General features: G+C 48.0%; 8 protein-coding genes. 7 read left to right on the top strand and 1 reads right to left on the bottom strand.

Annotation, left to right across the window (positions count from 1 at the left end; translation table 11 throughout):
* Nucleotides 1-23: 23 nt before the first annotated feature.
* The 5 genes from KPC83_RS05075 to KPC83_RS05055 all read left to right on the top strand — a co-directional run bounded on the left by KPC83_RS05075 (nucleotide 24) and on the right by KPC83_RS05055 (nucleotide 6,340).
* Complete coding sequence (locus tag KPC83_RS05075; protein WP_216278183.1) at nucleotides 24-1,424, top strand: L-fucose/L-arabinose isomerase family protein; 1,401 nt, start codon at nucleotides 24-26, stop codon at nucleotides 1,422-1,424.
* Between the two features lies 1 nt (nucleotide 1,425).
* Complete coding sequence (locus tag KPC83_RS05070) at nucleotides 1,426-2,262, top strand: transketolase (protein WP_216278182.1); 837 nt, start codon at nucleotides 1,426-1,428, stop codon at nucleotides 2,260-2,262.
* Nucleotides 2,255-3,199, top strand: a complete 945-nt coding sequence (locus tag KPC83_RS05065) for a transketolase family protein (protein WP_216278181.1) — start codon at nucleotides 2,255-2,257, stop codon at nucleotides 3,197-3,199. The genes KPC83_RS05070 and KPC83_RS05065 overlap by 8 nt, the downstream gene beginning before the upstream one ends.
* 64 nt (nucleotides 3,200-3,263) lie before the next feature.
* Nucleotides 3,264-4,763 (top strand): glycerol kinase, encoded by a 1,500-nt coding sequence (locus KPC83_RS05060; protein WP_216278180.1) that lies wholly within the window; start codon nucleotides 3,264-3,266, stop codon nucleotides 4,761-4,763.
* 149 nt (nucleotides 4,764-4,912) lie between these two features.
* The gene (locus KPC83_RS05055; RefSeq protein WP_216278179.1) at nucleotides 4,913-6,340 is read left to right on the top strand and encodes a 6-phospho-beta-glucosidase; all 1,428 of its coding nucleotides are present in this window, start codon (nucleotides 4,913-4,915) and stop codon (nucleotides 6,338-6,340) included.
* 120 nt (nucleotides 6,341-6,460) lie between these two features.
* Here the strand turns inward: KPC83_RS05055 and KPC83_RS05050 are convergent, their stop codons facing one another.
* Nucleotides 6,461-7,786, bottom strand: coding sequence for a prolyl oligopeptidase family serine peptidase (locus tag KPC83_RS05050; RefSeq protein WP_216278178.1), 1,326 nt, complete (start codon nucleotides 7,784-7,786; stop codon nucleotides 6,461-6,463).
* Nucleotides 7,787-8,157: 371 nt separating this feature from the next.
* On the opposite strand from KPC83_RS05050, the gene KPC83_RS05045 reads away from it, so the two are divergent.
* Nucleotides 8,158-9,585 carry a PTS transporter subunit EIIC gene (locus KPC83_RS05045; RefSeq protein ID WP_216278177.1) on the top strand — a complete coding sequence of 476 codons (1,428 nt, stop codon included), beginning with the start codon at nucleotides 8,158-8,160 and terminating at the stop codon, nucleotides 9,583-9,585.
* 132 nt (nucleotides 9,586-9,717) lie between these two features.
* The gene (locus KPC83_RS05040; RefSeq protein WP_216278176.1) at nucleotides 9,718-11,034 is read left to right on the top strand and encodes a DUF4038 domain-containing protein; all 1,317 of its coding nucleotides are present in this window, start codon (nucleotides 9,718-9,720) and stop codon (nucleotides 11,032-11,034) included.
* Nucleotides 11,035-12,247: the final 1,213 nt, after the last annotated feature.

Genomic DNA, 12,247 nt, shown 5'->3' with positions numbered 1-12,247 from the left:
CATCTAAAGCACGAGGGGGATATATGGATAGAGTTAAACTCGGGTTTGTTCCAACACGACGCAGTATTTTTAGTGCACCTGATGCCATTAAGTATCGTGGCCTTACCCTACATCGCTTGCGTGAGCTTGGTGTTGACGTGGTGGACATTGATGATATTAATGAAGAGGGTCTACTCTTTGACGATACGCATATTCAGCCAATTCTTGAAAAGTTTCGCGCTGCTGCCGTAGATGGCATTATGTTGGCGCACTGTAATTTTGGAACTGAATATCTTTGTGCTCGCTTGGCTCGTGAGCTGGGAAAACCGGTTCTACTGTGGGGACCGCGCGATGAGCGACCCGAGCCAGATGGCCGCCGTTTGCGTGATTCTCAGTGTGGACTTTTTGCTACCGGCAAGGTGCTTCGCCGCTTTCAGGTGCCGTTTACGTATATGACCAACTGCCGCGTAACTGATAAAGAATTTGAGCGCGGTGTATGGGATTTTCTTGCGGTATGTAATGTTGTGCGCACCTTCAAGCACACACGCATCTTGCAGATGTCTACGCGCCCCTTTGATTTTTGGTCAACGATGTGCAATGAGGGTGAGCTCCTTGAGCGGTTTAATATTCAGCTTTCACCTATTCCTATGACCGAGCTTATTCAGGCGGTGCATGCTGCAGAGAAAGATACACAAGCACTTGGCGCTATGCTTGCGCATGTACGCGCGAGCTTTGAAATTGCGATGCCTGAGGATAAGGTTCCCGCAGTTGCTGCTTTAGCACTTGCTATGCAGCGACTCATCAAACAATACGGTTGCAATGCGGGTGCCATTCAATGCTGGAATGCACTGCAAGCTGAGTTGGGGATTATGCCTTGTGCTGCCAATGCAATCCTTAATGAAATGGGGATTCCCATTGTCTGCGAAACCGATATTCATGGTGCTATAACAGCTCTTTTGGTAGAAGCTGCCGATTTGGGTCGTCATCGTTCTATGTTTGCCGACTGGACAGTGAGACATCCCGATAATGAGAACGGGGAGCTACTTCAGCACTGCGGTCCTTGGCCTTGTTCGGTAGCCTGCGGCAAGCCAAAACTGGGTTATCCGCTGGCCTTTGACCATCCGGGTGCTCTAACTGCTGAGGCTAAGCAAGGTGAGTTGACTCTTGCCCGCTTTGATGGCGATAACAACGAGTATTCGCTGCTCTTAGGCCGTGCGCGTGGTATTGATGGTCCTGCTGGCATGGGCACCTATCTTTGGGTCGAAGTGGATAATCTCAAACGTTTAGAAGCAAAAATTGTTGAGGGACCCTATATCCATCATTGTGTGGCGATTCATGCCGATGTGGTGCCTGTGTTGTATGAGGCATGTAAGTATATAGGGATTAAACCTGATTTATATGACCCCATTGAAGAGGACATCAAGGCATATCTTAGAGGAGAATAGCATGTGTAAGCTGGAAGAACTTGAAGAGTTGCGCTGGGATTTGCGCCGTGATTGTGTGGACATTATTATGGCGGGAGGCGGCGGTCATATCGGTGGTGATATGAGCGTTATTGATGCGCTGATGGTTTTGTATAAGCGCCATTTGAGGGTTGCGCCTGAGCAGGTAGATAATCCTGGCCGCGACCGCTTTATTCTATCTAAGGGACACGCGATGGAGGCATACTACGCGGTTCTTTGTGATTGTGGCTTTCTTGATAGTAACGATGTTAAGGCACGGTTCTCAAAGTTTGGGAGTCCATATATCGGACACCCCAACAACAAGCTGGCGGGCATTGAGATGAATTCAGGCTCGTTGGGTCATGGTCTTCCGGTTGCGGTGGGTATGGCACTTGCTGCACGCATGGACGCTCGACCAACGCGGGTTTATACCATTATGGGAGATGGTGAACTTGCAGAAGGCTCGGTGTGGGAGGCTGTTATGAGTGGCGCCCACTATAAGCTTGATAATCTGTGTGTGCTGATTGACCGTAATCGTCTGCAAATCTCTGGTAGCACTGAGGATGTTATGCAGCAAGATGATGTAGCTACTCGCTGGTTAGCCTTTGGTTGGCATGTTATTTCTGTTTCAGGACATGATTTATATGCCATTGATAATGCCCTTGAGGAAGCGAAATCTATTAAAGAAAAGCCAACGCTTATTATTTTGAATACCATAAAAGGCTTTGGTTCACCCCTTATGGAGCATAAAGCAAACTGGCATCATCATCTGCCAAATCAGGACGAATACGAGCAGATTATCGCGGATTTTGCTCAGCATAAGGAGGTAGCTCATGCCTAAGACACGTGCCAACAGACAGGTAATTTGCGATGTTCTTTTAGAACATGCTGCAACAGATTCTGATTTAGTGGTGTTGTGCTCTGATTCGCGGGGCTCGGCGTCGTTAACGCCTTTTTTTGAGCGTTTTCCACAACAGGCGCTTGAGGTAGGTATCGCTGAGCAAGATGTGGTGGGTATTGCGGCAGGCTTGGCGGCCTCAGGAAAACGCTCAGTTGTGGCAAGTCCGGCATGTTTTGTAACAACACGCTCATATGAGCAGGTAAAAGTCGATGTAGCTTATTCAGATGTCAATGTAAAAATCATTGGAATTTCAGGTGGCGTAAGCTACGGTGCTCTGGGAATGAGCCACCACTCAACGCAAGATATTGCTGCTCTGAGTGCGCTTCCTAATATGCGGGTGTATCTGCCCTCAGATCAGCATCAAACAGAGCGGCTTATGCGTGCTTTGTTGGCTGATAGTGCACCGGCTTATGTGCGTGTAGGCAGAAATCCGGTAGAAGATGTGTATACCGCCAGGGTTTGTCCGTTTGAGATGAACCGCGCAAACTGCTTACGACGTGGTAGCGATGTTGCACTTATTGCTACCGGTGAGATGGTGCGCCACGCACTTGACGCTGCAGATATGCTTGCGGCGCAAGGTGTTTCTGCAACGGTCGTAGATATGTATTGCGTTAAGCCGCTTGACGAGGAAGTGCTCCTTGAGGCGGCACGCCATGCTCGTGTTGTGCTGAGTGTTGAGGAGCACAGTGTGTTTGGAGGGCTTGGCGCGCGTGTAGCACAGGTCTTGAGTGAGCGCTATCCGCGCCCACTGCGTTGTTTAGCGCTGCCAGACACCCCTGTTATCACGGGAACATCGCTTGAGGTGTTTGCCTATTACGGTTTAGACAAAGACGGCATTGCGGCCTCATCACTCGATATGCTTGCGCGTTACTCCTAATAGAAGAAGCTTGTATTTGTCTTTATATGGCGGTGGAGGTATATGGCGGTGAAGGAGTTTTTGCATGGCGCACTATATCCTTGGTATTGACCAGTCTACTCAGGGAACTAAGGTGCTTGTTGTTGATGAGCATGGTGCAATTGTGGGGCGTGCGAGCCAGTCGCATACTCAGCTGGTAAACGAGCTGGGTTGGGTAAGCCATGACCCTCATGAAATCTTGACGCAGGTGTATGCTGCAGCGCATAAGGCAATTCAAGCAGCGGAGATAGATGTAGCAAAGATAATTGGCGTGGGCATTTCAAACCAACGTGAGACAACGCTTGCCTGGGATCGTGTGAGCGGCGACGCGCTTTGTCCGGCAATTGTCTGGCAGTGTTCGCGCGCTGAGGATATATGCAGACAGCTCGAAGCAGAACATGTAGGCCTAACCGAGCGAATATATAATCAGACGGGGCTGGCGCTCTCACCCTATTATCCTGCTGCAAAAATGGCATGGATGCTTAAGCACGAGCCCGAGGTACAAAGCGCGGCAAAGCATCAACGGCTTTGCTTGGGCACTATCGACGCGTGGTTAGTGTCATCGCTTACTGAGGGCAAGAGCTTTGCGTGTGATTATTCTAATGCAAGTAGGACGCAGCTTTTTGACCTTGATACGCTTAGCTTCTCGTCTGAGCTTTGTGCGCTCTTTGATATTAAGTGCGCTTATCTGCCTGAGGTTTTAGATTCTGATGCGTGCTTTGGTGAGACAAGACTTGGAGGCATGCTTCCTCACGCGGTGCCTATCCACGCTGTTTTGGGCGACTCACATGCCGCATTGTTTGCACAGGCATGTTTTGAGCACGGGCAGGCTAAGGCAACTTTTGGTACTGGTTCATCGGTGATGATGAATGTTGGTGCCACGCGGGTTTTCAGCACCCATGGGCTTTCCAGCTCTATAGCTTGGCGCATGGCTGGTGAGACCTGTCATGTGCTCGAAGGAAATATCAACTATGCTGGTGCCATTAAGACGTGGCTTCGGGATAACCTCGAGCTTATAGCTTCTCCCGAAGAGGTTGAGCAGCTTTGCTACCAGGCAAATCCTTCGGTGCATGCCTATGTGGTTCCCGCGTTTAGCGGGCTGGGGGCTCCATATTGGCGCTCAGATACACGGGCAGCTATTCTTGGAATGACGCGCTCGTTTGGGCGCGCTGAGCTGGCGCGTGCGGCGGATGAGAGCATTGCATATCAGGTGTTTGATGTGATTGATGCTATGTGTGCTGATGCTGCAATGCCGCTTACCGAGTTGCGGGCGGATGGTGGTCCTACACGAGATGGCTATCTCATGCAGCTGGTGTGTAATCTTATTGAGGCACCTGTGCATGTGGCTAAAAATGATGAAATGAGTGCTTTGGGTGTTGCATGGGCGTGTGGCATTGCGCAGGGTTTATTTCAACGCGATGTTATAGCAACATCTGGTGTTCGAGCGCGTCTAACGCCAAGTATGACAGCCGATGAACGCGCGCAGCGCTTAGCGGGCTGGCACCGCGCTGTAGCAGCAGCTATGGCGTTTTCTGATGAGGGGTAATTAGACGCTGCCTTGTTTCAGTACAAATGGGTACAACCTAGATAGCTTTGTCTTGCATGGCATAAAGACGGCAAAGCGTGAGTGTTTTTAATATAGTTTATAAACCTGACTGCAAAGACTGTATGCAGTCCTGTGAGAAAGGATAGGCAATGGGATTTCCAAAGGGCTTTTTATGGGGTGGAGCCACGGCGGCAAACCAGTGCGAGGGGGCATATAATCTCGACGGACGCGGTCTTGCAAATGTTGATGTTATGCCACATGGTCCTGAGCGTTGGCCGGTAGGCACCGGTGTGCGTCCTATGCTTGATTTTGAAGAGGGCTATTATTATCCAGCTCAATCAGGCATTGATTTTTATCATCGCTATCGTGAGGACATTGCCCTTTTCGCCGAAATGGGATTTAAGGTATTTCGTATGTCCATTGCCTGGAGCCGTATTTTCCCAAAAGGTGATGAGCAAGAACCTAATGAGGCTGGTCTTGCCTTCTATGAGGACGTATTTCGGGAGTGTCAAAAATATGGCATTGAGCCGCTGGTTACCATTACGCACTTTGATTGTCCCATTCATTTAATTACGCAATACGGTGGTTGGCGCAATTGCAAGCTCATTGATTTCTATAAAAAACTTGCGCGCACCTTATTTACGCGCTATCGCGGTTTGGTGCGCTATTGGCTTACCTTCAACGAAATAAATATGATTTTACATGCTCCTTTTATGGGTGCTGGTTTGGTATTTGAGGAAGGGGAAAACAAGCAGCAAGTTAAATATACTGCTGCACATCACGAATTGGTGGCAAGTGCTTGGGCAACCAAGATTGCACATGAGATTGATCCAGATATACAAGTTGGTTGTATGCTTGCAGCAGGGAGCTATTATCCGTATAGCCCACGTCCTGAGGATGTTCGTGCGGCACAGCTTAGCAACCAAGAGAATTATTTCTTTATTGATGTGCAAAGCCGTGGCAGTTATCCCGCTTATGCCCTGCGGATGCTTGAACGTGAGGGAATTGAGCTTGATATAAGCGATGAGGACCGTCGTATACTCGCTGACCATACGGTTGATTTTATTTCGTTTAGTTATTATTCATCGCGTTGCGCGGCTGGTGAGGGAAGCGATGCCGATCAGGTGAAGGGTAATGCGTTTGCGGGTGTAAAAAATCCCTATTTGAGCGAGAGCCAGTGGGGCTGGGCCATTGACCCTTTGGGTTTACGTATTACCATGAATGAGCTGTATGACCGCTATCAAAAGCCCTTATTTGTGGTTGAGAACGGGCTTGGAGCTATAGACCGCGTTGCAGAAGATGGCTCAATTGATGACGAATATCGCATTGAATACCTGCGTCAACACATTCAGGCTATGCGTGATGCCATAACTGAGGACGGTGTTGAATTGCTTGGCTATACCACCTGGGGACCAATTGATTTGGTGTCAGCTGGTACAGGCGAGATGTCAAAACGTTACGGCTTTATTTATGTTGACCGCGATGATGCGGGAGAGGGAAGCCTTGAGCGTTCACGCAAGAAAAGCTTTTATTGGTATCAGCGCGTTATTGAAACAAATGGCGAAGACCTTGGCTAGGTTGTTGCTTTTAACGGGTACTGGCAAGGCGCAGGAAGTCGTCTTACTGCATGCGAGTTGACGTGTATAAAATGCGCCGCTGGTAGGCTTTACCGGCGGCGCATCTATTGCGTAGTGATTCTAGGCTTGTGTTGTTCGTCGGAGGCGTGCCGCCCATTCCCATATACCAACCGGCTCTGAGTTAAGCATTACCTGTGTGCCGTCAAGTTCAGTGCGGCAAAAATCGTTGTAGACATGTATCCAGACTCCATGGTTAAAGATGCGCTTTCGGCGCCCATCTGGCTCACGGTAGACACCGGTGAGGTCTTCAACGCGGTCAAAGTAGGTGAAATGCGCCCTTGACCCTTGTGCGATAAGCGCATGATAGAGCGGAAGTGCGGTGTCTGCAGGATTTACCAACTCATCACCCTTAGCATGAACAAACCAAAGAGGTGTTGTGTGCAGTGCGTGTAATACCTCAGCACCTTGGTTTTCTTTGAAAAAGGGTGCGCAAACCGCAAGGCCACCTGCAAAAAAGTCAGGATAATCAATACACATACGAATGGTCATAAAGCCGCCATTAGAAAGTCCACCAATAATAATGCGCGTTGGGTCAATTTGGTCTTGATGTGCACAAATAAACTCATCAATGAGCGCTTTAAGCGGGCGGCTATAGATGCTTTGATTAGAGCGACCAAGCTGCTCATCTCCATCGTCCATCCAAAAGCTTGGGCATTGAGGAACTAAAACCCAGGCGGCTCCGTCAAAATATGTTTGAATTGGCGCCTGTGAGAGTGCGGTAACGCGATTGCCGGTATAAGCACGCTCTACCTCATGGCCGCCTTCTCCTGCACCATGGAGCCAAATAATCAAGGCTGCTCGCTCGGGTTTGTGCTGTTGCTTTCTAAAGCCGCTAAATGGTGGCTTCTCATCACAAAAATTAGGGGTGAAATAGCCATATTCTAGCTGAATATCATCAACAGCTTCTTGCATGCGAGCTTTATTCCAGCCCTTTAGCTGAGGTGTGAGCGAGCGCTCACATGTGGTATACACAAGCCCGCAAACGGGCTCAGAGCCTGCAAGCGTGGCAGTTTGCGTGATGCGAAATTGGGGTTCAACAAAACGTGAGTGCAGAACAGAACCCTCGATGGTTTTGGTAAGACGGCACTCAGGAAGTTCTAGGGCAACATAGGAGCTTTCAGCGCATCGTCGCCCTTCGGCGTCGCAGGGATATGCAGTGAGAACGTCAAGGTATCCGCGCGATGGTATAGCACGTGTCTCATGAGCTTCCTGGCGCATGAGTAGGGTACCGTCTTGTTCATGGCGTTCAACATACACATTGAAGGGTAGAGGGTTAAGGTCTGCTGCGCGTACTTGAGTTGGAAGTTTTAGAACAATCGATGAAATCCACGGTCCGAAATCTCCGAGTGTGCTTATCGTGGTATAGCTGAGTTCATAGTCGCGCATCATTGCTCCTTGCCGCTTGATGTAAATAAACATGTTTAGTATACAGGTTTTGTGAATAGTGAATGTATGTAAACAGAGAGAATGTTGGTGGAGAAATAGTATATACGTGAGCAAAATGGTGGTAAAAAATATATATTTACCAGCTATATTACAAGATATATGAGGCATCTTTTATTTCAAAAGCATAGGGTATGACGCTTCATGCTAAGATACGTTCACCGCTAATTTACTACCGTTTACCGATAAGTTAGGCGCGTGATTGAGCACTTACATACTATACAATACATAAACGTTCAGTAAACATTTTGTTTACTGATAAGTAAGATGAAGACGGGTAAAACTCGCCTTCATACGCACACAGGGAGGAATCCATGGCTGATAACAAGCAAATTGCAATTGATGTCTTGGAGAAGGTAGGTGGAGCAGACAATGTTATTTCGGCAACTAACTGTATGACACGTCTGCGCCTTACGCTTAAAGACAGTGCAAAAGCAGATGTTGAGGATATTAAAACAATTAAAGGCGTATTGGGGGCTCAGTGGTCGGGCTCACAGCTGCAAGTTATTATTGGACAGAATGTGCCCAAAGTGCTCGAAGAGTTTATTGCGCTTTCAGGTGCTAGCCGCGGCGCGGTGGTTGAAGAAAACCTCGATGCACCTAAAGTAAAGCTGACACCTGCCGCAATCGGCAATTGGATTCTTGATTATCTTTCCGGTTCGATGACGCAGCTTCTCCCGCTTGTTATGGCGGGCGGTTTGTTTCGCACCTTTGCTGTCGTACTGGGTCCCCAGATGCTTCATGTCATAGAGGCAACAGACCCAACCTATACCTTCTTCTTTACAACACTGTATGAAGCAACCTTTTATTTCCTACCCATTTATTTAGGGTATGCAGCTGCTAAGAAATTGGGAGCAAGCCCAGTATTAGGCATGCTATGCGGCGGTTTGCTTATTGCGCCAAGTATTGTTGCTGCGGCTGCAAAAGATGGCAGCGGTATTATAAGTGTCTACGGTCTAAGCATTCATGCTGCAAATTATTCGCAGAGCGTGTTGCCCATCATACTGACCATTCCCGTGCTTTATGTGGTTGAAAAGTTTTTCAAAAAGCATATGCCCGACGTGTTATCAACGGTATTTACACCGTTTTGCACCATGATTGTCACCGTGCCTATTGCATTGATTGTACTTGCGCCTGTTGGACAAGAGCTGGGCACGCTGATTGCAAACGCGCTCTTTAGTCTGGCAGATTTGGGTGGTTTTGGCATTTTGATTGTTATGGCAATCCTTGGGGGCTTTTGGCAGCTTTTTGTTGTTGCTGGTATGCATATGCCCGTCATCATTCTTACGCAAGTCCAAATTGTTGCTATGGGTTATGACCCCTTTGTATTTGTTGCTACCAACTGCGCTATGACTGCCGTATGGGGATGCGCCTTTGGGTCTTTTTTGCGTATGCGCAACAAAGAGGAGAAGTCTATGGCGCTCGGTTATGTCATTTCTGCTATTGCTGGTGGTGTTACTGAGCCTGCGCTCTTTGGTATTTTGCTTCGTTTTAGAAAAACAATGCTTGGCATGTTTATTGGCGGCGCTATTGGTGCGGTGGTATCGGGAGTGCTTGGTGTTACCTATTATCTCGCAGGAGGTTCGTCCAATTTCTTGGTCATTCTGAATTATATTCAGGGCGGTCAGATGAATGTCATCTATGCCATTCTTGGCATGGCAGTGTCTTTTGTGATTGCGGCTATTGTGGTGTATTTCACGGGGTACTCAAAGGAAGACCTTGCTGACATGGACAGGGCTTAGGGAGCACACGTGTGCACAGGGTTGCACATAAACGTATAGGTTGAGCGTGAGTGTGTAGGGCAGTGCGTGAATAGAGTTGTACGTTAAGGTATGCAGTTGTACAAGTGATGTGCGCTTTGATGAGGTGAAGATATGGGACTTGGAAATTTGACGGTAAACGATGCACAAGATGGGTTTTTACTTGATGGAAAACCTTGGTTTTGGCTAGCAGACACCTGTTGGAGTGCATTTACGAGTATTTCACTTGAAGACTGGGATTATTATTTGTGTCGTCGCGCTGAGCAGGGCATAAATGTGTTGCAGGTCAACACACTTCCGCAGTGGGATCGTGCTCGCCCAGATTTAGGTGTGTATCCTTATACAAGCCATGACGGTACCAGCTTTGATTGGACTTGTTCTAATCCGGCATTCTGGGAACGCGCACGGGTGATGGCAACAATGGCCAAGGAACACGGGATTCGATTGGCGCTTGTACTAGTATGGTGCAATTATGTTCCAGGTACTTGGGCGGCGAATTATGCTGTTGGTTTGGGTTCGGCGTTGATGCCCCTTGATGAGGCGCGTGCTCATGTTCGCCGTGTTGTTGCAGAGTTGGGTGAATTTGACCCCATCTATATTGTGAGTGGTGACACCGACTTTAACTCTGATGAGACTGTCGCGTATTACAACCAGGTACTGGATGAGCTTATAGCTGCAGCACCTCAGGCGCTACGTTGCATGCATGTTAACCGCGGCAATCGCACGATTCCACAATCATATTTGTCGCGCTTGCATTTCTATATGTATCAGCCTGGTCATAACTATGCTGCTCAATTTGAAGCGTGGAAGCTACCAGAGGATATACGCGCGGCATATCCTAAAAAGCCGCTGATAAACTCGGAGCCCTGCTATGAGCAGATTAGTTCAAGTCGTGGGGTATACCGCCGCTTTGACGCTGCAGATTGTCGTGCAAGCGCTTGGTCTGGCATTTTAGCAGGCGCGTGTGGTGGTGTGACCTATGGTACGCACGGTGTGTGGAATTGGAATACTTCGCAGAGCGCAAGTAGCGCATTGGGCGAAGGCTTTGATGCCGCTTTTCGTTGGCAGGAATGTTTGCAGTTTCCGGGTATTTGGGATTTCGGTCTTATTCCGGAGTTGTTGCAGCATGTGAGCGGAGGCTATACCGTTGAGCCGGCACAGGATTTGTTAGACGATACGCGTGAGCAGATTCGCGTGGGGCGAGCGGGTGATAAACTTATTATATATGTGCCCTATGCAACTGAGCTTAGGCTTACCGGTGTTGCAGCTCTGCTGGGAGTAGCAAACAATGGTTGGCAGGCGAAGGTCTTTGATTTAGAGCTTAAGCGGCTTGCACATGTTGGGTCTGTGTATGATGGAAAGGCTGATACTCTGCGCATTTTGCAGCATTCCTTTACGCATGACGTACTGCTTGTGGTTGAGAAGCGGTAGAGCTTGAGTTGTTGCTCATACGTTGTTGTATTGCTAGCGACATTTCAGTGTGAGCCATGAGATAAAGCCGGGGTGAATTTATGCACCTCGGCTTTTGGTTTATTGACTAGGGAACCGTGGTAGTGTTCGCGACGATAAAAGTGATGAGCTTGGTGCATAAGCACTGTCTTGAGCGGCGATTTGGTAAAGCTGGTTAATTCGACGCACAGATAACGCCTTTAACCAACACGTTGGCAAAACTACCGAAATTGGTGTTCAAACAATAGCTCTAACCTGCACATTGGCAAAACTAACGAAGTTGATGTTCAAACAACAGTTCTAACCTGCACGTTGGCAAAAATGACGAATTTGACGCAAAAATCTGTCATTTTTGACTAATTTGGCATAAAGCGACAGCTGTCGCTTTACATGCGGCTTATCTACCTGAGACTTTGTTAAACAAATATTAACCCGCTGGGTTATTGAGAGTACTTTTTTCGTCATTTTTGCCAAAGCGACAGATGTAACTTATCAATGTGGCAAGAGCGCTAGCACTCGATACGGCGAAATGGTGCTGCTTTTCGTTCTGCAATGTAATGTCGCTACGTTGCTTAAGCATGCGCGATACAACCCTAGTACACTGGAATAATGTCCTGAGTTAATTGGTAGTTACAAGGTTCTTGAAGCAAGCAATGTTCCTACGAAATTGCGAAAACTCAGAGTTTCTGGAAGTAAATTGGCCTAGTGTACGAATTGTTGCCGGCAACCCAAGTATAGGGGGTCTGTACAAGCGAGTTTTTCAACATTTCCGCAGGAAAGACGCTTTATCTTAGTAGAGTGTACTTTACTACTAGTAAAAAATTCGAACATTAAACGGATTTGCCCTCAGCATGAGCATGTGCCAACAACGCAAACTCAGGCGGGCATCTGACAGTCATTGTCTTAAAACAGCATTACCTAATTGTTGAATCTGTGGCAAAACACCTCACCTCCCACATTTTTCGAGGGGGCTTTGTGCATGACCGAGTTCAAGGATGCGCTCACTGAGCAGTATGTTGCTCAAGAGCTACCGTATCAGGGCTTCTGCACGTGGTATTGGTTGTCTGCATAGGGTAGCGTGGAGATAGATTTTGTGTTTGAGTAGTTGGGTAGCGTCATTCCGTTTGAAGTAAAGGCTGTTGAGAATTTGCGCACTAAGAGCCTACGGGTATCATGTGGCAAATTTAGGTTAACG

Origin of the sequence: Collinsella sp. zg1085 (assembly GCF_018889955.1) — a bacterium.
Lineage (GTDB): Bacteria > Actinomycetota > Coriobacteriia > Coriobacteriales > Coriobacteriaceae > Collinsella.
The sequence above is the reverse complement of the archived record's forward strand: the minus strand, read 5'-3'. Positions and strand labels throughout refer to the sequence as shown.

What these genes read in the sequence shown, in the direction of transcription:
- KPC83_RS05075 (WP_216278183.1), top strand. Translation starts at nt 24, where the DNA reads ATGGATAGAGTTAAACTCGGGTTTGTTCCAACACGACGCAGTATTTTT.
- KPC83_RS05045 (WP_216278177.1), top strand. Translation starts at nt 8,158, where the DNA reads ATGGCTGATAACAAGCAAATTGCAATTGATGTCTTGGAGAAGGTAGGT.
- KPC83_RS05040 (WP_216278176.1), top strand. Translation starts at nt 9,718, where the DNA reads ATGGGACTTGGAAATTTGACGGTAAACGATGCACAAGATGGGTTTTTA.
- KPC83_RS05050 (WP_216278178.1), bottom strand. Translation starts at nt 7,786, where the DNA reads ATGCGCGACTATGAACTCAGCTATACCACGATAAGCACACTCGGAGAT.
- KPC83_RS05070 (WP_216278182.1), top strand. Translation starts at nt 1,426, where the DNA reads ATGTGTAAGCTGGAAGAACTTGAAGAGTTGCGCTGGGATTTGCGCCGT.
- KPC83_RS05060 (WP_216278180.1), top strand. Translation starts at nt 3,264, where the DNA reads ATGGCGCACTATATCCTTGGTATTGACCAGTCTACTCAGGGAACTAAG.
- KPC83_RS05055 (WP_216278179.1), top strand. Translation starts at nt 4,913, where the DNA reads ATGGGATTTCCAAAGGGCTTTTTATGGGGTGGAGCCACGGCGGCAAAC.
- KPC83_RS05065 (WP_216278181.1), top strand. Translation starts at nt 2,255, where the DNA reads ATGCCTAAGACACGTGCCAACAGACAGGTAATTTGCGATGTTCTTTTA.